The organism is Bacteroides oleiciplenus YIT 12058 (assembly GCF_000315485.1).
GTDB classification, from domain to species: Bacteria; Bacteroidota; Bacteroidia; order Bacteroidales; family Bacteroidaceae; genus Bacteroides; species Bacteroides oleiciplenus.
This window is the reverse complement of record NZ_JH992943.1, coordinates 332,720-356,318: the sequence shown is the minus strand read 5'-3', so window position 1 is coordinate 356,318 and position 23,599 is coordinate 332,720. Positions and strand designations below refer to the sequence as shown.

The window sequence follows — 23,599 nt, the reverse complement described above, 5'->3', positions numbered from 1 at the left end:
TCTTAAGTCTTTTAGCATGTGATTATTTATCTTTCAAGTCACCCAGCGGATAGAACGGGAACATGTGCTCTTCCATCCATTTGTTGGATTGTGCAGGAGTCTGCTTCCAGCCGGAGTTACAAGTAGAGACTATCTCTACCAGATTAGAACCTTTGCCTGCCATAGAGTTCTCGAATGCCTTGCGGATAGCCTTCTTTGCTTTGCGGATAGCACCGACAGTCTGCACACTCTGACGGGTTACGTAAGCTGTTCCTTCCAGTTGTGCAGCGATGTCAGCCATCTTCAACGGATAACCGTGCAGGTGAACATCACGTCCGTAAGGGCTGGTAGAAGTCTTCATGCCGACCAGTGTAGTAGGAGCCATCTGGCCACCCGTCATACCATAAATGGCATTGTTGATAAAGATGATGGTGATGTTCTCACCGCGGTTCAATGCATGGATAGTCTCGGCAGTACCGATACATGCCAGGTCACCGTCGCCCTGATAAGTGAATACCAGGCGGTCCGGCCAGAGACGCTTGATAGCGGTGGCAAGTGCGGGCGCACGTCCGTGTGCAGCTTCCTGCCAGTCAATATCCAGATAGTTATAGATGAACACGGCACATCCCACTGGGGAGATACCTACTGTTTTGTCTTCCATGCCCATTTCTTCGATTACTTCGGCTATCAGCTTGTGTACCACACCGTGGCTGCATCCCGGACAGTAGTGCATGGGATTATCGTTCATCAGAGTCGGTTTCTTATAAACCAGATTCTCAGGCTTGATAATATCTTCTTTTGTCATAATCACTTCTCCTTATCTGTTGGTGAACCGTATAAAAAACTCCATCAGCTTGACGAATATTGCTGCGCCGCAAACATAGATGAATAGTTTGAAGTCATCCTTTGCAACGAAATATACGATGATAGCTGCCAAAGCGAGTATCATGAAGAGTATATTTAATACGCTTCTTATTTTATCAGGGTTCATTTCTTTATTATTTTTTCTTTCAACGCACTTACAATCTCTTCCGGATCAGGTACGATTCCACCGAGGCGTCCGAAGTGCTCTACTTGCACTTTACCATTCACAGCGAGGCGTACATCTTCAACCATCTGTCCGGCGTTCAACTCGGTGACCAGCATACCTTTTACCTTCTCAGCATAAGATGCGATGGCTTTTGTGGGAAATGGCCAAAGAGTAATGGGGCGCAATATGCCAACTTTGATACCCTCTTCGCGTGCAAGTTCCATTGCTTTTTGTCCGATACGGGCCATGGAGCCGAATGCGATAATCAGATAATCGGCATCTTTACAGTCAATTTCTTCGAAGCGCACTTCGTTTTCTTCTATCAGTTTGTACTTAGCCTGAAAGCGGATGTTATTCTTTTCCATTTCTTCCGGCTTTAGTTCCAAAGAAGTTATGATATTGGGCTTGCGACCGTTAGCTTTGCCAGTAGTAGCCCATGGGCATTGCTCGATAACTTCTGCATCGGTGCGGCGTGGTTTTTGCGCAGGCAATACCACCTTTTCCATCATCTGGCCGATAACACCGTCGGCAAGGATGATAGCCGGATTGCGGTATTTGAAGGCAAGGTCGAAAGCCAGTCCTACGAAGTCGGCCATTTCCTGTACGGAAGCGGGAGCGAATGTAATCAAACGGTAGTCACCGTGTCCTCCACCTTTTACGGTCTGGAAGTAGTCTGCCTGGCTTGGCTGGATGGTTCCCAATCCGGGACCGCCACGCATTACGTTTACCACCAGACAGGGTAATTCGGCACCTGCTAGATAGGAGATACCTTCTTGCTTCAAGCTTACACCGGGGCTGGAAGACGATGTCAACACCATTTTTCCACTTCCGGCACCGCCGTACACCATATTAATAGCTGCCACTTCACTTTCTGCCTGCAGCACCACCATGCCGGTAGTTTCCCAGGGTTTCAGTTCGGCAAGAGTTTCCAATACTTCCGATTGCGGAGTAATAGGGTAACCGAAGTATCCGTCCGCTCCGCAACGGATGGCTGCGTGGGCGATGGCTTCGTTTCCTTTCATTAATACAACTTCTTCTGCCATATTCTACTGATTTACAGATTTATTCAACTTTTACTTTATAAACAGAGATACATCCGTCCGGACAAACCTGGGCGCACGACGCACAGCCGTTGCAGGTATCTTCCAGTATTTGATGGGCATAGTTATACCCTTTTACGTTCACCTCTTTGGTGAGGGCTATTACATGCAGGGGACAGGCTACCACGCATAGGTTGCAGCCTTTGCACCGTTCGGTGTCCACTACGATTGCTCCTTTAATCTTTGCCATAATTCACGTTACTTTTATATGTTATTGATTGTACATATCCTTATTGTAGAAATTCAGGATATCCATTACCATACGGTGGGCTTCTTTGGCGGGGCTGTTTGGATTGAGGTCGATGGCACGTTGATAATTATTCAAAGTTTGCTGCCAATTTCCTTGTTTGCGATAAGCATTCCCCAGAAGATAGAAAGCCTTATCCAGGTGAGTGGAGTTGTTGAGCACATAAACCTCAAGCAGATTGATAGCATCGACTATATCTCCCTTATTGATAAGCTCTTTGATTATATTCAGTTGCTCCATATCGTATTGAATTTCGGATTATTGGAATACAAAGATAGTTTTTATTTAGAGACAATAAGCAAGTATTCTGTGAAAAATAAGAAAAATGAGGAAATAAAAAGCCCAAAGTTGAATGAAATTCTATCAGAATGTCACAACTTTGGGCTTTAACTATGATAAATGTAGATTGTTTACTTTACAAGATTTCCGTTTATATAGAGGTTTTTGAACGTAACGTCTTTTGCACCTTTTATGTCATTTCCATCTTTGGCAACATTATTAAAGTGGGAATCTTCAACGCTGATGTTATATACGTGGTCATCATTGTCGAGACCAATAATGAGGACGCCGAGCTTGCTTTTTTCGCAGGTCACATTTTTCAGATGAACGTTGCGGACAGTAGGAGTGAAGCCACGGTTGCAGTTTTCACGGTTCTCGTATTGCAGGTTGATGCGCAGCACGGCTTCTCGGCACTGGCCTACGGTGACGTTACGCACGAAGACGTTTTCAATCAGTCCGCCACGACAGGTGCTGGTCTTGATGCGGATGACGCGGTCAAGGTCGGGACTATCCATCTTACAGTTTTCTACGTATAGGTTGCGATATCCGCCGGAGATTTCGCTGCCAATGACTACACCGCCGTGTCCTTTCTTCATATAGCAACCACGTACGATAATGTTTTCGCTGGGAATGCCCCACTTGCGTCCGTCTTGGTTACGACCGGATTTGATAGCAATACAGTCATCTCCAGTATCAAAAGTACAGTTCTCTATCAATACATTTTTGCAGGATTCGGGATCGCAGCCGTCACCGTTGGGACCACGGTTATAAACGTATACGCCGCGTACGATGAGACTTTCGCAGAATAGTGGGTGAATAACCCAGAAAGGAGAATTCAATAAGGTTACATCTTCTATCAGCACTGTATTACATGAGTACAGGTTAATGAGTTGCGGGCGCAACCCATCTTCAGGTGTCATTACACGCTTATAAACAGGGGTGGAGGTTTCGCCGTACATTAGTAGACGTTCGCGTCCGCCGTTGCGCTGTGCCACCATGCCTTCTTTCCAGCCATAGCGGGGAGCACCGCACATTGGCCACCAGGTATCGTTGGAGCCTTGTCCGTCAATGGTACCTTTACCGGTGATAGCGATATTTGTTTCACCATAAGCATAAATCAGCGGGCGGGCATTATAGCAGTCTAATCCTTCCCAACGGGTGATGACCCCCGGGAAATAGAGGCTTTGGTCGGTTGAGAATTTCAATATGGCCCCTTCTTCTACATGAAAGTTGACGTTACTTTTTAGCGTGATGGGGCCTGTATAGAATGTGCCTTTGGGAACTATAACCGTGCCGCCACCATTCAGGCAGCAAGTTACGATGGCTTGGTTGATTGCCTCATGGCAAGGCGCATCCGGAGTATCGGGTTTGGCACCGAAGTCCGTGATGAGATACGTTTGCTTGGGGAAAGAGGTTTTCTTGATTTGCTTTTCAATCTTTACGCTTTCCTTGAAAGCTTTGTCGAAGTCTATCGGGTTGGCGATTGCCAATGAGGCCGAGAGAAGCAGGGAAAGAATTCCGAATACTTTTTTCATGCGTTTCCTGTTTTTCTTTTAAGTGGTTATTAGATGTCGGCAGCAAAGGTACGGAACACTCCCGTCGATGAAGATGAGTTTTTGATAGAAAATGTGTAATATTTGACGTTTCTATCATAAGTAGCTTGGTGATATGTATAGATGGAATGTCTCATTTTTTTGAATTTATATTTGCATTTGCCTTGCAATCGGTCTGTATTATCTTCACCCACTTCAGAGCATGTTTTGAAAAGGATAACAATCAGTATACGACTGAAATAGGTTCATGTTGCGACTGAAATATTATCAATCCATTATTGGTGGTGAAGAACTTTGCTAAAGTGATTTTATTTGTAAAAAATGCTCAATTCCTTTTGCCTTTCGCCATTGGAATTTCCCGAATATAAAAGAAGTACCCCATCACAATCAGTCTGTATAATGAATGATGACTAATTGTAATGGGGTATTCAATAGGAAGAGACACATCGCTCTATCTTGTTTTTACTTCACTGGTATCTTATCGATTCGCTTCTGATGACGTCCTCCTTCAAACTGTGTGCTGAAGAATTCCCTCATAATCATGTCAGCTTCTTCCGTGCTGATAAAGCGTCCCGGCATCACGAGCACATTGGCATCATTATGTTGACGTGCCAGATGGGCAATCTCTGCTGTCCAACACAGTGCAGCGCGGATGCCTTGGTGCTTGTTCAACGTCATGCTGATGCCTTCACCGCTTCCACAGATAGCGATTCCCGGATAACATTCTCCGGCTTCAACAGCGAGTGCCAGAGGATGGGCGAAGTCTGCATAATCGCAACTTTCCGTAGAGTATGTTCCGAAATCTTTGTACTCCCAACCTTTAACTTCCAGCCAACCGCGAACGTATTCTTTCAATTCAAATCCGGCGTGGTCGGAGCAAATTCCAATTGTTTTCATGTCATTAATGTGATAATATGGCAATGTGCCAATATGCCAATGGCTATGCAACGTATATAGCGCAGCCAATTAGTATATTAGCACATCAGCACATTGAATAATTCTTATAACATTGCCTTCACTTGCTTGTAAACATTGTCAGCCGTAAAGCCAAGCTTTTCGTCCAGCACAGTGTAAGGAGCAGAGAAACCGAAAGATTCCAATCCCCAAATCTTACCGTTGGTACCTACCAAGCCTTGCAGGTTGACGGGCAGACCAGCCGTCAGGCCGAATACCTTTGCACCCACAGGAATAATGCTTTCCTGATAACCCGGAGCCTGGCTGCGGAATAAACCTTCGGATGGAGCAGATACGATACGTACCTTTACACCATCTTTGCGCAACAATTCCGTACCTGCCACCAATGTGGATACTTCCGAACCGGAAGCAACGAGCACCACATCTGGGTTCTCATCAGAACCTGCCACGATGTAAGCACCCTTGGCTGCCTGTTCGTAGTCATTTCCTGCGGGCAGGTTAGCTATATTCTGACGGGAGAAAATCAAGCCTGTAGGAGTAGTTGTATTTTCCATTGCCAACTTCCATGCTATAGTTGTTTCTTCTGCATCTGCCGGACGGAGAACCAACATGGAGTTGTGTCCTTTATGGTTTTTCAGTTTCTCCATCAGACGAATCTGAGCTTCCTGTTCTACCGGTTCATGAGTAGGACCGTCTTCACCTACACGGAATGCATCGTGTGTCCAGATGAACTTCACGGGTACTTCCATCAGGGCAGCCATACGCACGGCAGGTTTCATATAGTCGGAGAATACGAAGAACGTTCCACAAGCCGGAATCACACCACCATGCAGTGCCATACCGATACAGCAGCAAGCCATTGTCAGCTCGGCAACGCCAGCCTGGAAGAATGCACCGCTGAAATCACCTTTCTTGAAAGCATGGGTCTTTTTCAGGAAGCCGTCTGTCTTATCTGAGTTTGAAAGGTCGGCAGAAGCAACAACCATGTTCTCTACCTGAGTAGCGAGGGCACCCAGTACGGTGGCCGATGCTGCACGTGTAGCCGAACCTGCTTTCTGTTCGATAGCTGCCCAGTTCACTTCCGGAGCTTTGCCTGAGAAGAATAAATCAAGCTTGGCTGCTTTTTCAGGATTAGCCTTCGCCCATTCAGCCTTAGCTGCATATTTTTTCGCCATGATTTCTTTCAGTTCAGCAGCACGTTTAGCATACAGTTCTGCCACTTCAGGGAAGATAACGAATGGATTCGTCGGGTCACCGCCAAGGTTCTTGATGGTATTAACATAAGCGTCACCACCCAGAGGAGCGCCGTGAGTAGCACAGTTAGCTTCGTAGCTGCTGCCGTCTGCCTTGCGTGCACCCTTACCCATCACGGTATGACCGATAATCAGGGTCGGACGTTCGTTTTCAGCTTTAGCTTCGTTCAAAGCACCACGGATAGCATCGGGATCGTTACCATTGATTTTGATAACTTTCCAGCCCCAGGCTTCGTATTTCTTGGCAGTATCTTCGATGGTTACATCTTTCGTTTCAGTAGAAAGCTGAATGTCGTTGGCATCATAGAACATGATAAGGTTGTCCAAACCCAGTGCACCTGCGATACGGCCAGCACCTTGGGAGATTTCTTCCTGCACACCACCGTCTGAAATGTAAGCGTAGATAGTCTGCGGCATTACTTCTTCGAAACGTGCTTTCATGAACTTAGCGGCAATGGCAGCACCTACGGCATAAGTGTGACCTTGGCCGAGCGGTCCGGAAGTATTTTCAATGCCACGCTTGATATCGCGTTCGGGATGTCCCGGAGTAGGGCTGTCCCATTGACGGAATTCTTTCAGTTCGTCCAGTGTGAACTTGCCAATCAACGCCAATTGAGAGTAAAGCATCGGTGACATATGCCCCGGATCGAGGAAGAAACGGTCGCGGCCTTCCCATGAAGGATTTTCGGGATCATACACCAGGAACTCGGAAAAGAGTACGTTCACAAAATCGGCACCACCCATGGCGCCACCGGGATGACCGGAATTGGCTTTTTCAACCATAGAAGCAGCGAGGATACGGATGTTATCCGCTGCGCGGTTCATAAGTTTGTTGTCGTTCATATTGATATTAATTATATATTGAATACTATATTAAAAGCGGGTTGATGTGCTACTTGTTAATTTTAACAGCGACAAAGATAACTCTTTATGCGTAATTCGCAACATAGATAGAGTCTCTTTTTTCTCGCCCCTTCTACCTGCTTCTTGTTTAAAATACAATAAGTCTTTTCGACTGATTTACTGTAACTCAATAGTAACAATTGACTTGGTTGGTAGTTTTATCTTCAACTCTCCTTTATTGATTTTTACCTCTTTGAATGGAGCTAATTTTACATTATTAGGTTTTTCAAAAGAGTTGTAATCAGTCAGGCTGGCAGAAGTCAGAATTTCGCCTATGGCTTTTTTTGCCTTCACGTCCGGCAGGTTTATTGTAATCTCCTGTGCATTGTCGGCATCGATATTGGACATTGAGATATGAATCTTACCATCCTTGTCCTTGGAAGCTGTGGCGCTAATCATGGGTACTTTACGGTTGTCGCGTACATCCATGATTTCGCAGTTCAGGTCGAGTGGGAGGTAGGTGGCATCCTGGTGTACATTATACATCTTGAATACGTAATAAGTAGGAGTCAGTACCATATCCTTGTCTTTCGTGAGAATCATAGATTGCAGTACATTCACTATCTGTGCGATGTTTGCCATCTTCAGGCGGTCGGTGTATTTGTGGAAGATATCAAAGCTAAGAGAGGCTACGAAAGCGTCGCGCAGGGTGTTTTGCTGATAAAGGTGTCCGGGAATAGTACCGGGTTCTTCATCCCACCATGTGCCCCACTCATCGAGCATAAGGGCTACGTGCTTTTTAGGATCATATTCATCCATAATGGCGCAATGCTTTTTGATTACGTCTTCTATCTCACGACATTTACCCATCGTCCAGTAATAATCGTCTTTACTGAACTGGGTGGCTGCTCCCTTACTGCCACTCCATCCGGTTACAGTATAATAATGGAGAGAAAGGCCGTTCATACGTCCGCCTACACGGTCCATCAGGACTTTAGTCCAGTTATAATCGTAATCGCTGGCGCCACTGGCAATCTTAAACAGATGGTTGCCGTCATAGTTGCGACAGTAAGTAGAGTAACGACGATACAAATCTGCATAATACTCAGGACGCATGCTTCCGCCGCAACCCCAGCTTTCGTTACCTACACCGAGATATTTCACTTTCCATGCCTTGTCACGTCCGTTCTGGCGACGGAGTCTTGCCATGGGAGAGTCTCCTTCGGAAGTCATGTATTCTACCCATTTAGCCAGTTCTTCTACAGTACCACTCCCAACGTTTCCGCTGATGTAAGGCTCAGTGCCCAACATTTCGCAGAGGTTGAGGAACTCATGTGTACCGAAACTGTTGTCTTCAATCGTACCTCCCCAGTTGTTATTTACCATTTTGGGGCGGTTCTCTTTCGGGCCGATACCGTCCATCCAGTGATATTCGTCGGCAAAGCAACCACCCGGCCAACGGAGGACGGGAACCTGAAGCTCTTTCAACGCATTGAATACATCGGTACGATAACCTTTGATGTTAGGGATATCTGAATTCTCACCTACCCAAAGTCCGCCATAGATGCAAGTACCGAGGTGTTCGGCAAACTGACCGTAGATTTCTTTAGGAATGATTTGTGTGCCTTGGTCGGCGTGTACGGTAATCGTTGCACTTTTCTGTGCAGACAACGATACGGAAGCAGCTAAAAGGACACTGCTGAAAAAAAGTTTGTTTCTCATAATGGTTATTAGTTATATGATGTTTGTAATGTAGTAAGTTGTTATTTCAATAAACGTACTTCGTAGACGGCAGGCGTCCATTCTGTTCCGTCGGGACTGAAACGTATCGGATAAGTTCCTGTTCCTATTTTCTGAGGCAGAGAATAGCAAATTGTGATAAAACCATCCTTGTCTGCTTCACTAATGACCGGGTTGGTGGATAGTTTCTCACCATTGAAAAGAATAACTACTTTATTGCGGTCTTCTTTTTGTGCGGTAATCATTATCCGGCTTGCCTCTTCTTTCACTTTTAGATTATAGCTGAACCATCCTTTGGCACGACGGAAGTGGCGGTCTTTGTGTGTGCCTGTTTCTGACTTATCATATTGAATACCATGGTCGGATTCCGGTTGCTGTTCTCCGGGGAAAATGAGGTCGACTGTTTGATTGGCCAACTCGTTTGCTTTCTTTTCAGCTACTACCATTTCTTCCCGCAATGTTTGGAGTTCTTCTTCACTGGCCTGATGGAAATAAACGGCATAGCGGGAATTGTGCAGGCGGAAGAATGGAATTAGTTTCATTGCTTTGCCGGATGCCGGATATACCTTTCCGTCGTAGTTGAATGCCAGTTGAGTACTGTTTTCTTTGTGAAGAGACTGACTGATAGCTTCAGGATTTCCTATTAGCATGGGAATCTCTGATACTGGGATTTGCTTGCCATGCGCGATATGTCCGCCGCGGCTGTCATCTGCATATAACCCATCCAAGTGTTCGGTGCCGGTGGAAGCAGCAAGCACGATGGGACCATATAAGAATGCGTAGTAATTCTCTTTATCAGGGATTTGCTCCATTTTTATCTGCATGGGAAGAGTAAAGGTTACTACATCTCCTTTTTTCCATTTTCGGTTGACCGATAGATAGCCGCTATTTGTTGCTGTAGCAGATGATTGTTCTTTGCCGTTTACTTTCAGATTATATCCTTTGGAGGAATCGGCCCATTCCGGCTGGCGTATACTAATGGTGAAAGCCTTTTTAGATGCTTTGTCAATACGCAATGTCACTTGTCCGTTGTCGGGGAAACGTGTTTCCTGCACTAAACTTACTCCTTTTTCTTTCCAGGTAAGTTGGGATGGAATGAAAAGATTGACGTAAAGTGTATCTTTCTGATGTGCATAGATAAATTCTCCGTATTTAGTGTGGTTTTCCAAGCCGGAACCTACACAGCACCACATAGATGTTTCCGGTTGTGAATAAACCCGGTAGTGTCCGGGACGCATAGGAGTGAAGTAGACAAATCCGCCTTTATCCGGTTCTTGCGATGCCAGAATATGATTATAGAGCGCACGTTCGTAATAGTCGGCAAAACGTGAGTCGGGAGAATCCTGATAGAGCATCTTGGTAAGGCGCAGCATGTTGTAAGTGTTGCAGGTTTCCGGTCCCTCTATGTCATTGAGCATCGGTGAGAAGTCGTTTGCCGGATGGAAATGTTCGCGGACGCTGTTGCCACCGATACAAACAGAACGGTGGTTGACTACAGTATTCCAGAAGAAACGGGCGGCATGATCCCACTCGGTAGCATGATTCCACACGTTATCATCTTGTGAAAGTTCGGCAATGCGTTTGTAGCCAATTACTTTGGGTATCTGTGTGTTGGCATGCATTCCTGTCAGACGGTCTTCGTCTTTGATAAGCGGATCGAGAATTACTTTATGCGAGAAACGGCGCGCCAGTTCCAGGTATTTCTTATCACCTGTGATTGCGGCTACATCGGCAAATGTTTCGTTCAGTCCGCCATGTTCACTACGGAGCATATCTTGCATTTGCTGGTCGGTGAGTCCGGCGGTGATGCCTATCATCCAGTCGGTGAGAGCAATTAGCATTTCACGGGCAAGGTCGCTTCCGGCGTAGAGGTAAGCGTCGCGGAGTCCGGCATAAGTCTTGTGTATATTGTATAGGGGCACCCATTTGCTGTTGAGGTCAAAGCCTCCGGCGCGGATGTTCCCTTCTTTAATTTCTTTCCAAAGTTGCAGGCTTCCGGGAGTTCCTCCAATGAAGCCGGTGCCTACGGCTTGCTGTGCACGATGTAGCTCGTCCAGCATATAGTTCAGCCGATTGTATACGGCTGTGTCTCCGGTGGCGGCGTACATCATGGAGAGTGCGGAAATATAGTGTCCGCCGATGTGTCCGTCCAGTCCGGTGTTTTCCCAGTTGGTGTAGCTGGGAGCTTTTGGAGCGAGTCCGGCTTCACGCAAGAAAGGGGCGAGCAGACGGTCCGGCTCCATAGCCAGAATGTAATGCAAATCGGTTTGTTGAGCCTGTAGAAAGGGACTTTCCAACAGATTGACGGCCTGAAGGGGGAAATAAGTGACTTGGGGTTGGTTTTGGGCTTTCCCTGTTAAAAGGGAGAAAAAAAGTAATAGGTAGGTAAGGGTTAATTTCATATTGTATTAGGTTTTTTGAGTGTGGGGGAGAGGTATCAAAAAATATAATAAGAATTACTATCTGTCATCCTGAGCTTGTCGAAGGATCTATTCTCTTTTTGATGAGAGAAGAGATGCTTCGGTTGCGCTCAGCATGACAGAATGTATGGTTATCAGTTGAACTGAATCATTACTTTTTGAATCTTACCGCTGCTTCTTCGATGGGCAGTGCCGCCTTGTAGTTTTCGATGTATGCGTTAAAGCCTTCTACATCTTCAGCTGTAGGTGATATCTCAACGCCTGCGTCTCCGCCGAACACCTGTTCGTCAAGGAAAGCATCAAGAGGTTGTTTCTTCTCATTATTCACAAGGTAAGAACCCAGCAAGGCAATACCCCAAGCACCACCTTCACCTGCTGTTTCCATAACAGAAATCGGTGAGTTTAATGCTGCTGCAAGTACTCTTTGGCCTACGTTCTTGGTCTTGAACAGTCCTCCGTGTCCTGTGATTCTATCCACTTTGACCTTTTCTTCTTTAAAAAGGATGTCATTACCAATCTTGAGAACACCGACAGAAGCATACAGATGTGTCCGCATGAAGTTTGCCAGGGTGAACTTGTCATTGGCCGAACGTACCAACATCGGTCTTCCGTCAGCAAATCCCATTACTGGTTCACCTGAGATATAATTGTATGAAATGAGACCTCCACAATCCGCATTGCCTGTAAGAGCATGGTTATAGAGTTTTCCATATACTTCGTTCATATCTACAGGTATGTCCAACAGTTCTTGGTATTCTTTGAACAGGTTGATCCATGCGTTGAGGTCGGAAGTACAATTGTTGCAATGTACCATGGCTACGGGGCTTCCATCAGGAGTTGTGACCATATCAATCACTTCGTAAGGCTTTGACAGGTCTTTCTCCAATACAATCATAGAGAATGATGAGGTACCTGCCGATACGTTTCCTGTGCGCTGCTTCACAGCGTTGGTTGCCACCATGCCTGTACCGGCATCCCCTTCGGGTGGGCAAACAGGTATTCCTGCTTTCAGATGGCCTGATACGTCGAGTTTTTTAGCTCCTTCGGGTGTGAGGAAACCGGCATTTTCACCGGCTGGCAATACCTTTGGCAGAATGTCCTGTAGTTTCCAGTCAAATCCCTGTGGGGCAATTAATTTGTCGAACTTAGCCACCATTTCGGCAGAGTAATTCTTGGTTGCCGGATCTATGGGGAGCATGCCTGATGCATCGCCTATACCCAACACCTTTTGACCTGTCATCTGCCAATGGATATAACCTGCAAGAGTTGTCAGATAATCAATGTCTTTGACATGTTCTTCGTTGTCCAAAATAGCCTGATACAAGTGAGAAATACTCCATCGCAGAGGAATATTATAGACAAATAGTTCTGATAAAGCAGCTGCTGCCTGGCCTGTATTGGTATTTCTCCAAGTGCGGAAAGGAACGAGAATCTCTTCTTTCTTATCGAATGCCATATAACCATGCATCATGGCACTTACACCAATTGCCGCCAGCGTTTCTATCTCTATGTCATATAAGTCCTTCACATTCGAGCGAAGGTTAGCGTAGCAATCCTGCAGCCCATACCAGATAGCTTCAACGCTATACGTCCAAAGTCCGTCAACCAACTGGTTCTCCCAGGTGTGACTTCCTTGAGCGATAGGTTTGTTTTCCTGGTCAATCAAAACAGCCTTTATTCGGGTGGAACCGAACTCTATACCAAGAATGGCTTTGCCTGTTTCGATGGTTGATTTTGCATCTGATTTCATAATCAACAAAGTGCTTTGTTCAACATGTAATATACTTCATTCATACGCAGTTCTTTCTTGAACTCGCTGATAGTTGTATTTTCGTCGATAACAACCATTTCGATACCTGCCATCTCTGCATAATCTTCCCAGTATTCCACTGTCAAGTCGTATGAGAAGCTGGTGTGGTGAGTACCACCTGCCAATATCCATGCAGCGGCACCTACTTCGAGATTGGGTTGCGGAATCCACAATGCGCTGGCAACAGGAAGTTTCGGAAGCGGCTTGCTCTTGATACATTCCACCTTGTTCACGATAAGACGGAAACGGTTGCCCAAGTCAACAATCGTAGCAGCTACACCTTCACCTTGCTTGCTGGTGAATACGAGGCGTGCTGTTTCGCTGTCGATACCGATACTCAGACGATGTACTTCCAATTTTGGTTTTGCTTCGGCAATCAGCGGACAAACTTCCAACATGTGTGCTTGCAGGATAGCGCTCTTTTCGCCATCGAAGTGCAGTGTATAGTCTTCGAGGAAAGAACATCCCTTCGGCATGCCCTGGCTCATGAACCAAGTAGTACGGTACAATGCAGCCGTTTTCCAGTCGCCTTCTGCGCCGAAACCATAACCTTCTTCCATCAGGCGCTGTGATGCCAATCCGGGAATCTGGTCGAAGTCACCCAGGTCATTGAAGTTAGTAGTAAATGCTTTTGCACCTGTATCCTTCAAAATACGGCGGAGTGCGATTTCTGCTTTTGCAGAGTTCCATACTTTTACGTAAGCTTCTGTGCCGGCTTTTTCCAGTTCGGGAGCATGATCGTACTCTTTGAAATAAGTATCTACCATTGCCTGTACGTCTTTGTCTTCCACCGCGTTGTAATACTTCATCAGGTCATTTACCGGACAATAGTCTACGTGATAACCCAGTACTTGTTCAGCAGATACCTTGTCACCATCTGTCACGGCAACGTTGTTCATCTGGTCGCCGAAGCGAATGATCAGCATATCCTGAGCATCAGCCCATCCAGCGCAAACACGCATCCATGCTGCAATCTGGCCTTGTGCCTTTTCGTCTTGCCAATGGCCTACAACCACTTTGCGGTTCTTACGCATACGGGTTACGATATGACCGAATTCGCGGTCACCGTGAGCGGATTGGTTCAAGTTCATGAAGTCCATATCCATTGTATCCCAGGGAATCTCTTTATTGAATTGTGTATGGAAGTGCAGCAACGGTTTTTTCAGTTCCTGCAAACCGTGAATCCACATCTTTGCTGGAGAGAAAGTATGCATCCAAGTAATAACACCAATACATTTCTCATCATTGTTGGCAGCTTTGAAAGCGGCAGTTACTTCTTTGGAAGAATTTACAGTACCTTTATAAACCACTTTAACAGGCAGATTTCCACTGGCATTCAGCCCGGCTACCATTTCGTTACTGTGTGCGTCTACTGCGATAACTGCGTCACCTCCGTACAGGAGCTGTGCTCCGGTTACGAACCATACTTCATATTGATCAAATGCGTTCATAATAATTTAATTTTTAATTCTTTAATTTATTTCTTTATTGTCCATAATAAGCGTTCGGCCCATGTTTCCGGTTGAAATGCTTTTCTATTAGTAATGGGTTCATAGTCAAATTAGGGTTGGCTGCATAAGCTATGCTTGCCATCTTTGCCACTTGTTCCATCACCACTGCGTTGTGTACAGCATCGTGCGCATCTTTTCCCCATGAGAAAGGACCATGATTTTTCACTAGTACTCCGGGTGTATGTACAGGATTCAATCCCTCGAAACGCTTCACGATAACGTTTCCTGTTTCCATCTCATAGGCTCCTTCCACTTCTTCCTTTGTCATATCTGCCGTGCAAGGTATGGCATCGTGGAAGTAATCTGCATGTGTCGTTCCGATATTCGGAATGTCACATCCGGCTTGTGCCCAGGCAGTAGCATAAGTAGAATGGGTGTGTACTACACCACCGATTTCAGGGAAAGCCTTGTAGAGAACCACGTGCGTCGGTGTATCCGATGACGGTTTTAATCGTCCTTCCACCACGCGCCCGTCGAGGTCGACTACTACCATGTCTTCCGCTTTCATATCGTCATAACTTACGCCACTGGGTTTGATGACCACCAGCCCTGACTCACGGTCGATAGCCGATACATTTCCCCAGGTGAATATAACCAGTCCATGCTTCACCAATTCAAGGTTGGCATGGAATACTTTTTCTTTCAGTTCTTCCAACATAATATTAATAAATCACAGTTTAAATTTCGGTGCCTTGCGGTATGCCTTTTCATTGAACTTGTACAAGGCAGCTCCACGTTTGGAACCGGTTTTATCAATCTTGTCCGTCTTCTCGATGTAATCCATTTCGGCTATCCGTTTACGGAAGTTACGTTTGTCTATCTGTTCACCGTAAATAGCCTCGTAAAGACTTTGCAGTTGAGACAGAGTGAATAACTTCGGTAACAGGTTGAAACCGATAGGTTCTGTAGATGCTTTTTGTTGCATCAGTTCCCGTGCCTGTTCCACCATTAGCGGATGGTCGAAAATCAAAGGAGGCAGTTCGTTGATGTTTACCCAATAAGCATTATGCTGATGTACCAATTCGCGGTCGTACTCGTTGATGTTAATCAGTGCATAGTAAGCAATGGAAATAACACGTTCTCCCGGGTCACGCTCTACTTCGCCGAACGAAGCTACTTGCTCCATATACACATTTTCCAGTCCGGTGAGTTCTGCCAGTACACGCTTGGCCGCGTCATCCACACTTTCACCTTGTTGCACAAATCCACCCATCAGAGACCATTCGCCCATTGCCGGCTGAAAGTTTCGTTTTAACAGCAGCAGGTTCAGTTCTCCTTCGTTGAAACCGAAGATTATACAGTCGATACCAACATAGAAGGTTGGATTTGAACTATAATACTTATTCATAATATATATTTTACCAGAAATAGATATAGAAAGCAGCGGTGATACCCAAGATGATCAACGTATGGATTATATCCCAATGGTTCCAGCTGACACGCGTTTCCGCTAATTGTTCCGGAGTAGAGGTACCGAATACCAACCCTTGTATCTTTTCTGCCGACGGTGCTTTCGTAGCCAGACTGACCAGAATAACCACAATGATACAGAACAAGAACATCCATCCGCAGAAGAACAGCCAGTTCATATCGTAGAACAGGTATTTGAATGTACCACCGGCTACATCGCCTGCATTACTATAATATACTTTGGCTCCCAAACGTGTCAGACCAATAACCATACCGGCAATCAATCCCCACATACCACCCTGTGCAGAAGTACGTTTCCAGCAGATACCCAATAGGAAAGCTGCAGCAATACCCGGTGCCAAAACAGATTGTACGTCTTGCAAGTAGGTATAAAGCACGTCACCCACGCTACGCATGATAGGAATCCATAAAATACCCAGAATAACAATCACTACAGTTGCTGCCTGACCGATACCCACCAGTTTCTTCTCAGATGTTTTCGGTTTGAAGCGTTTGTAGAAGTCAATTGTAAACAACATAGCTGAAGAGTTGAATAAAGATGCCAGTGAACTCATTAAAGCTGCCAGGATACCGCAAACTACCAGGCCTTTAACACCTGCCGGCAACAGTTTTGCAACCAATGTCGGGAAAGCTGCATCGGCATTTGCCACGCCATTGTCCAGCATCGGTAAGAAACCTTCACCGCCGGCACCAAGATATTTCTGATGCAATGCAAAAGCAATCATACCCGGAATCAGGAATAAGAATACAGGCAACAGTTTCAGATAGGCACCGAAAATAGTACCGCGGCGTGCCTCTTTCTGGTTCTTACCTGAAAGTACACGTTGTACGATGAACTGGTCGGTACACCAATACCAGAAACCGATGATGGCAGAGCCTATCAATGCTCCCAACCAAGGGAAGTTAGGGTCACTATTGCTACGGATTAATTCCGTCATTGTATTACCTTGATCATTTACAGTCACTGCACCGCAAATTCTCATCATTTCGTCCCATCCACCCAGTTCTTTGAAACCAAGTACGAGGATGATCAGTGAACCCAATAACAGAATCGGTGTCTGCAATACAGAAGTATAAAGCACCGATTTCATGCCGCCAAAGATTGTATATAATGCAGTTATCAAAACCAGACCGATAGCTGCAATCCAGAAAAAGTCAATTCCCCAAAGTTCTTCAATGCCGAATACCTGTTGGAACACCAAACCGCCGGCATACACCGTAACTGCTACTTTAGTCAGTACATAACTGATTAAAGAAATTACGGACAATATGGTGCGTGATTGAGAATTATAACGACGTTCCAGGAATTCTGGCATTGTGTATACCATACTTCTTGAATAGAATGGCACGAATACCCATCCTAAAATAAGAATCATCCATCCCTGAATTTCCCAGTGAGCCATGGCCATACCACTGGAAGCTCCTGCACCTGCCAGACCAATCAAGTGCTCTGAACCGATGTTTGATGCGAAAATAGATGCACCAATCGCAATCCACGTAGCGTCACGTCCACCCAGAAAATAATCTGCCGAGTCGTTCTGTTTTTGTTTGACAACCCAAACAATAATACCTATCAGAGCCAAGGCGAAGACTCCGATTACAATCCAATCTAATGCTTCCACAATACTTATGTTTAAAAGTTAACTATTATTTCTCTACTGAGAATTTAAAGATACATTCGCTGTTGTAAGTCTGTCCCGGTTCCAATACTACGCTGGGCCATTCAGGTTTGTTGGGACTGTCGGGATAATGTTGTGTTTCCAGGCAAACGGAAGCACGTTGATTATAGGTAATACCTTTCTTACCGGTTACCGTTCCATCCAGGAAGTTGCCGGTATAAACTTGTATACCCGGTTCGTTGGTATATACTTCCAATGTGATGCCGCTCACCGGTGATGTCATCTTTGCGGCAACCTGAGAGAGGTCCCCCTTTGTGTTCAGCACCCAGTTATGATCATAACCATTTCCGTTTTTCAGCTGAACGAAATCAAAGTTTGTAATATCTTGTCCTACAGTCTTGGGAGTAGTGAAGTCCATCGGAGTATCTTTTACCGTTACTATTTCTCCTGTAGTCATAAATGTACTGTCTACCGGAGTGTAATTATCTGCATTTACATATAAGATATGATCTGTTGCAGCATTTGCAGGATTACCGGATAAGTTGAAGTAGGAGTGGTTAGTCATGTTGATAACCGTTTTCTTGTCTGTGGTAGCGCTATACTTTATATCTATAGCGTTGTCATCAGTCAGTTTGAAAAGAACTTTAGCTGTTACGTTGCCAGGGAATTTTTCATCTCCGTCCGGTGATATACGAGTTAGCTCCAAAGTGGTATCATCAATAGGATTGGCTTCATATACCTGATATTGCCAACCTTTGGGACCACCATGCAGGCAATGTCCGAAGTTGTTTTGCGGTAATTGGATAGTGTCTCCATCCAATACTATTCTTCCTTGGTTGATGCGGTTTGCATAACGACCGATAGAGGCGCCGAAGTCACTCGGAATGTTTACATAGTCAGCAATGCTGTCAAAACCCAGAACGACGTCCTGCATATTCCCGTTTTTATCGGGCACCATAATAGAAACGATGCGACCACCGAAGTTAGTGATGCACACTTCCATGCCTGACTTATTCTTTAAAGTATAAAGATTCGTCTTGGCATTGTTCACTTCTGTTTGGAAATCCGCCGGATTGAGACCGGACAAAGTCAACTCCTGAGCTGGCTTGTTATTGCACGCAGATAGCATTATTGCGGCAATTCCTGCAAGTAGAAATTTGTTTTTCATGGTTCTATTTTTAATGTAAATGAGATAATTATCCGATTTTGGGTGTAAAAGTAACACTTTATTTGAGTGTATTAGCTACACTACTATATGTTATGTAACATAAAAGCGAAAAATTTGCTTATGTGCCGCATATGTATGGTCATTTTTAGATTCTCAGGATACTATCTCCGTACCATCTCCATACCATCTCTGTACCATCTCCATACCAAGTCCGTATCAACTCCGTACCATCTCCGTATCAGGTCCGTACCATCTCTGTATATATAGAAACGGGCTTGGTACGGAGTTGATACGGACTTGGTATGGAGATGGTACGGAGATGATATGCTTTTAGCCATATGCAGGTATGGGCAGATTTCTTTCTTATTTTTTCTTTTTGCCCCAATAAGTCTTACTATTGGTATAACCTGCATAAACAATCGTATGAGTTCTCGGACTGGCTTCCCAATCTGTTTCCCGTTGTAGGCAGACTTCAACTCCATTACTGAATATAATGCGTTGGTTGCTGGCATCATAGTTCCATGTTGCACCTTTCCAGGAGCCGTCGGTTACTTTATGATCGGCAGAAAGTGTCATAGTGCTGGATGCTTTTTGTTGTCCGTAAGAGTAGGCGAGGTCTATGTGTTCCCAATTTCCTGCCAGTTCATCTTCTGTAATGGCCACTGTGGGTACGGCGCCATAGCGTTCCGGCATTACTACCGGCCATCCTGTACTCGTCCATTTGATAGAGCGTACATGCCCCATCATGACGGCATTGCTCAGATGAATGCCGGGTATATCCTTTGGCAGACGTCCTTGCGAGGCATAATACCAATTTCCATTTCCATCATCGAAGATGGCGCAGTGGGCGATACCTACCCATCCGTTGCTGTTGCTGAATTTATAAGGGTGTGTAACAACAGGAAGCATTTCGCCACCATATCTGGTAAGATCAGTACCGTCAATGCCGGTATATGGGCCTAACAGATTTTGGGAACGACATACGCGTGTATTATAAGGTACTTCCAATGCATCATAAGCCACGAACAGGTAATAATATCCGGTATTCGGGTTGTAGATGATTTCCGGTCCTTCGGATGCCTGCCAGCGGTTTCCCATTTGGCGGGTTACGAGTAATTGTCCATAGGAGGTTATATCTTGTTCTGTTCCCCAGGGATTGGGCAATACATTGAGTGGCTTTCCGGTGGTTGCATCTACTTCCAGTGCTGCTATGCCACTGTGCCATGAACCATAAATCAGGTAGTGCTTCCCATCTTTGTCGATAATGTAACTGGGGTCGATTGCGTTCCATTTATAGTAACAGTTTGTCCAGTCATCCGGCTTAACGTTGAAATTCAGGCCTCTGTCCGAAGCGTTCGTAATGACGTATCCTTTGTCTTCCCATCCTGCATTGTTGGCAGGATCGGTATTTTCCATCATACCGATGAAAGCGCGTTCACTCCAGGTATTTTCACCGTTGAGCAGGCCAGGGCAGACGATGGAGTAATACATACGGTAGAGCCCGTTTCTGACTTTACGGACACAAGGTGCCCAATAGCCAAAACTTTTTGTGTCGGGTTGGACAGCGCTCAGCCCCATGGCTTCGCGTATTTCATTTAATTTAGGAATCACCCACTCAGGCAATGACTGCATAGTGCCTCCCAAGTATTCCCAATTCACCAGATCCTTGGAACGGCGGCCGTGAAAATGTCCCCCGGCTTCGTGTGCATTGCCATATGATGCATCTGTCTGATACATGTAATAGTAGCCATCTTCGGCTAATACCACACTGGGGTCATGCACGTTAGCTAAGTTCCATTGACTTCTGCTGCTCCAGTCTGTAATATTCGTATAGTTATCCGGATATGTGGGTGCTGTATAATTGTCTAGCTCAGAGGTTTCGCTGCGAGCTGTTGTGGTGAATGATATTTCTGATGAATAAACAGGGTTCCCATTGACTACAGTGGCAAAAGCCTTGGCATAATATTTTGTTTCGGGCTCGAGCGCTGTTAGTGTCAGGTTAAGTGATAAACCTGCACTGCTCATTTCAACAGTCTGGTTGGAAATTGTCGGATTGGATTGAGTATCATAACAAAAACCCTTCTTTAAAATAGCGGATGGGGTATTTGTCGTGATAGTCGCAATAATGTTTGCTTTATCTTCCGTGACGTTTGCGACAGTGGGTGCTGAAATAGAAACAGTCGTTGCCTCTGTATCGGGTTCATTGCTTTCGCTACTGCACGCTCCTGATAAAGCGAGAAAACCGATTAGTAATAGGGGCCATTTGGAGAATTTCATAAGTAATTCGTTATTAATAATTAGTACTGTAAAAAACAAGAGGATATGCCAAAAAAAACTTTTTGACATATCCTCCAGTATAGTTTTATTCAGCAGGCGTTTCCGGCTCTGGTTCCGGTGCAATTGTCCCTATCGTAACTTCTACTTCCGGCGAGTACACTACTCCGTTAGGGTAGAGAGTCGCGAAAGCACGTACATAATACACGGTATTATCAGCCAAGTCCGTTAACGTAGCTTCCATTTTACCATTTTCGGGAAGCGTCTTCACCGTAGCACTGTAGATGGTAGGATTCTTGGAGATATCATAGCAGAAGCCATAAGCCATTACTCTGATAGTACCTTCATCCAAATCTTGCTGACTGACCATTACATCAGAAGTTGCTATAGCAGTAGGAGCAGCAATCTCGGTCAGTACAGGTGCACCGAGAGAGAGTTCATGGCTATCATTGTCATCGTCGTCACAGGCAGTAAAGCCGATAAGCAGTGAGCAATTCACCATTAGTATGCTTAACCATTTATTAAGTTTCATATTTTCGGAGTTTTAATGAGTTTAGGTAACTACCCGGATGATATTGCATTATCCGGGGGAGTTACAATGTTTTTTTATTATTCAGTAGGTGTTGCAGCTTCGTTTGAAGAGTTACCCATTTCCCAACCGGGATTTTGTCCCAGATTAGGTAATCTCTTGATTTCAGCATCCGGTATTGGGAAATAGTAATTTTTCGGGCTGTTGAAGGCGCGTGACTGGTGCATTTCTGCCGGACCGTAATTGAATACTGTGCTTTGTTCCGGAGTTACAGCTACACCGTAAAGGTTGTAAACCTGTTGGTAGTAGGGCAAATTCCTTTCACTCGCAGCAGTTTTGCCTTCGAACAGTTTCCAGCGACGTTCGTCGAAGAAGCGGTGATCTTCAAAGCAAAGTTCGATGCGGCGTTCGTTGCGGATGCGTTCGCGAAGTTGAGATTGAGTCATTCCGCTGTATGCCGGCATACCTACACGGGCGCGTACTTCGTTCACATACTGATAGGCATTATCCGGACCTTCTGCTTCGTTGATGGCTTCGGCGGCATTCAGCAATACTTCAGCGTAGCGGAAGATAGGACAGGCATGTGTGTAGGTAGTCGGACTCTTGAATGACATGTTATTCAGGAACTTCTTGGTGTAGTATCCGGTGAGTGTTCCACCATGCAATTCATGATAATCCTTACCGGAACCATAAGTAACATCTACTTCACGTTCTTCATCTTGTTTGGCATCTCCCCAAATGGAGCCATGGTGCAGGATGGTTTGTTCAAGGCGTGGATCGCGGTTGACATAGGGCTTCTGTGGGTCGTAAGACGCATCCTTATCGATAGACAAGCCATTCTTGGTTTCATAACTGTCCACTAGGTTCTGTGTTGGATTTGTACGTCCGGTTGAATTTACACTGCCACTGAATCCGCAAGGAGCTAAGAATAGTTCAATTTCACGGGTATTCCACTCTGAACGGCTCAAGATATATTCGTTGTTCAAGTGAGGGGTGGATATAAAACATTCATAATAGTTTTTGTTTGGATCGTTATCCGTCGTAGTGTACAGTTTGTACGGGTTACTTTGGGTTTTGTTCTTCATGATGAAGTCTGTTGCAGCGGTTGCTGCTTCTCTCCACCAGGAAGCGTCGTTATTGGGATTGTGCAAGGCTGACGCTCTGTACAATAGTGCTCTTGCCTTTAGCGCATATGCTGCTGCACCGTTCACGCGTCCCCAGTTCAATTCTTCCTGTGCATAGCGGAAAGGCAGTACATCCTTAACTTTATCACATTCGTTGGCAATCCACTTCAGTGCATCGGCGCAATTGGTGCGTGCCATGTTCATTTGTTCCGGATTAGTGTATTCGAAAAGGATGGGTTCACCGTTTTCATCTTCACCGATGATAGGGATGTCGCCAAACCAACTGGCCTGATCGAAATGGAAGATAGCACGGAGCAGGCGGGCTTCGGCCATATAGCGGTCGTAAAGACGGTTGTCGTCACCCTCCATTTCTGTATTTTTCACTACGCTTTCGCGGGCATACTTCAGGAAGTTGTTGGCAGCACGGATACCTCTGAAATTTTTAGGCCAGAAATCTTCTGCAAACGAATGTTTGGTTGAGGAATAAGCATCTGTCAATACACTGTGATAGTAATGCACACTCCAGAAAGAGAGTGCATTATCTGTCATACAGTCGCGTGATGCGCCACGGAACTGGCCGTCCGTATACCCTACAAATGCATCCGGAAGGTAGGCATAGATGTTTGCCAGATAGCCGCGGGTATTTTCAAATTTCTGGAACACTTGTTCTGCATCCAGGCTCAGGTCTACCTCTTTGTCCAGAAAGTCGCTACAAGAGGTGAAATTTATAGCCAACAGTGTGGCTGCTATATATCTGAATATCTTTTTCATATT

21 protein-coding genes are annotated in these 23,599 nt (G+C 45.4%); all 21 read right to left on the bottom strand.

The genetic code is table 11. The features are described from left to right. Positions 1 to 22 precede the first annotated feature (22 nt). The gene (locus HMPREF9447_RS17840; RefSeq protein WP_009131160.1) at positions 23 to 784 is read right to left on the bottom strand and encodes a thiamine pyrophosphate-dependent enzyme; all 762 of its coding nucleotides are present in this window, start codon (positions 782 to 784) and stop codon (positions 23 to 25) included. A 12-nt stretch (positions 785 to 796) separates the two neighbouring features. Beyond that, positions 797 to 970, bottom strand: coding sequence for a hypothetical protein (locus HMPREF9447_RS28220; protein ID WP_007215001.1), 174 nt, complete (start codon positions 968 to 970; stop codon positions 797 to 799). After that, a complete protein-coding gene (locus HMPREF9447_RS17835; protein WP_009131159.1) occupies positions 967 to 2,052 on the bottom strand; it encodes a 3-methyl-2-oxobutanoate dehydrogenase subunit VorB in 1,086 nt (361 codons plus the stop codon). Before HMPREF9447_RS17835 ends, HMPREF9447_RS28220 begins: the two co-directional genes overlap by 4 nt. 19 nt (positions 2,053 to 2,071) lie before the next feature. Continuing rightward, on the bottom strand, positions 2,072 to 2,299 hold the full coding sequence (locus HMPREF9447_RS17830) for an indolepyruvate ferredoxin oxidoreductase subunit alpha (RefSeq protein ID WP_007663880.1): 228 nt from the start codon (positions 2,297 to 2,299) through the stop codon (positions 2,072 to 2,074). A gap of 21 nt (positions 2,300 to 2,320) precedes the next feature. Next, the gene (locus HMPREF9447_RS17825) at positions 2,321 to 2,596 is read right to left on the bottom strand and encodes a tetratricopeptide repeat protein (protein ID WP_009131158.1); all 276 of its coding nucleotides are present in this window, start codon (positions 2,594 to 2,596) and stop codon (positions 2,321 to 2,323) included. Positions 2,597 to 2,766: 170 nt separating this feature from the next. Beyond that, positions 2,767 to 4,170 (bottom strand): glycoside hydrolase family 28 protein, encoded by a 1,404-nt coding sequence (locus HMPREF9447_RS17820; protein WP_009131156.1) that lies wholly within the window; start codon positions 4,168 to 4,170, stop codon positions 2,767 to 2,769. A 29-nt stretch (positions 4,171 to 4,199) separates the two neighbouring features. Continuing rightward, entirely contained in the window at positions 4,200 to 4,325 is a 126-nt protein-coding gene (locus HMPREF9447_RS29280; RefSeq protein ID WP_262482451.1) for a hypothetical protein, read from the bottom strand. A 325-nt stretch (positions 4,326 to 4,650) separates the two neighbouring features. Next, positions 4,651 to 5,085, bottom strand: a complete 435-nt coding sequence (gene rpiB / locus HMPREF9447_RS17810; protein ID WP_044138348.1) for a ribose 5-phosphate isomerase B — start codon at positions 5,083 to 5,085, stop codon at positions 4,651 to 4,653. 104 nt (positions 5,086 to 5,189) lie between these two features. Beyond that, entirely contained in the window at positions 5,190 to 7,199 is a 2,010-nt protein-coding gene (locus HMPREF9447_RS17805) for a transketolase family protein (RefSeq protein ID WP_009131154.1), read from the bottom strand. A gap of 177 nt (positions 7,200 to 7,376) precedes the next feature. Then, positions 7,377 to 8,921: an alpha-N-arabinofuranosidase gene (locus HMPREF9447_RS17800; RefSeq protein ID WP_009131152.1), complete on the bottom strand. Its 1,545-nt coding sequence runs from the start codon at positions 8,919 to 8,921 to the stop codon at positions 7,377 to 7,379. 41 nt (positions 8,922 to 8,962) lie between these two features. Next, a complete protein-coding gene (locus HMPREF9447_RS17795) occupies positions 8,963 to 11,341 on the bottom strand; it encodes a beta-L-arabinofuranosidase (protein WP_009131151.1) in 2,379 nt (792 codons plus the stop codon). A gap of 169 nt (positions 11,342 to 11,510) precedes the next feature. Beyond that, positions 11,511 to 13,109 (bottom strand): xylulokinase, encoded by a 1,599-nt coding sequence (locus HMPREF9447_RS17790; RefSeq protein WP_009131150.1) that lies wholly within the window; start codon positions 13,107 to 13,109, stop codon positions 11,511 to 11,513. A 2-nt stretch (positions 13,110 to 13,111) separates the two neighbouring features. Continuing rightward, on the bottom strand, positions 13,112 to 14,620 hold the full coding sequence (araA, locus tag HMPREF9447_RS17785) for an L-arabinose isomerase (protein ID WP_009131149.1): 1,509 nt from the start codon (positions 14,618 to 14,620) through the stop codon (positions 13,112 to 13,114). A 34-nt stretch (positions 14,621 to 14,654) separates the two neighbouring features. Beyond that, positions 14,655 to 15,338, bottom strand: coding sequence for an L-ribulose-5-phosphate 4-epimerase (locus HMPREF9447_RS17780; protein WP_009131148.1), 684 nt, complete (start codon positions 15,336 to 15,338; stop codon positions 14,655 to 14,657). A gap of 12 nt (positions 15,339 to 15,350) precedes the next feature. Continuing rightward, entirely contained in the window at positions 15,351 to 16,028 is a 678-nt protein-coding gene (locus HMPREF9447_RS17775; RefSeq protein WP_009131147.1) for an NUDIX hydrolase, read from the bottom strand. Between the two features lie 10 nt (positions 16,029 to 16,038). Continuing rightward, positions 16,039 to 17,733, bottom strand: a complete 1,695-nt coding sequence (locus tag HMPREF9447_RS17770) for a sodium:solute symporter (RefSeq protein WP_009131146.1) — start codon at positions 17,731 to 17,733, stop codon at positions 16,039 to 16,041. Between the two features lie 25 nt (positions 17,734 to 17,758). After that, positions 17,759 to 18,898: an aldose epimerase family protein gene (locus HMPREF9447_RS17765; protein WP_009131145.1), complete on the bottom strand. Its 1,140-nt coding sequence runs from the start codon at positions 18,896 to 18,898 to the stop codon at positions 17,759 to 17,761. Between the two features lie 161 nt (positions 18,899 to 19,059). Beyond that, complete coding sequence (locus HMPREF9447_RS28515) at positions 19,060 to 19,236, bottom strand: hypothetical protein (RefSeq protein ID WP_157225282.1); 177 nt, start codon at positions 19,234 to 19,236, stop codon at positions 19,060 to 19,062. Between the two features lie 25 nt (positions 19,237 to 19,261). After that, on the bottom strand, positions 19,262 to 21,175 hold the full coding sequence (locus tag HMPREF9447_RS17760) for an arabinan endo-1,5-alpha-L-arabinosidase (protein ID WP_009131144.1): 1,914 nt from the start codon (positions 21,173 to 21,175) through the stop codon (positions 19,262 to 19,264). An 85-nt stretch (positions 21,176 to 21,260) separates the two neighbouring features. Continuing rightward, positions 21,261 to 21,704 (bottom strand): hypothetical protein, encoded by a 444-nt coding sequence (locus HMPREF9447_RS17755; protein ID WP_009131143.1) that lies wholly within the window; start codon positions 21,702 to 21,704, stop codon positions 21,261 to 21,263. Positions 21,705 to 21,781: 77 nt separating this feature from the next. Continuing rightward, positions 21,782 to 23,596, bottom strand: a complete 1,815-nt coding sequence (locus tag HMPREF9447_RS17750; protein ID WP_009131142.1) for a RagB/SusD family nutrient uptake outer membrane protein — start codon at positions 23,594 to 23,596, stop codon at positions 21,782 to 21,784. Between the last annotated feature and the right edge of the window lie 3 nt (positions 23,597 to 23,599).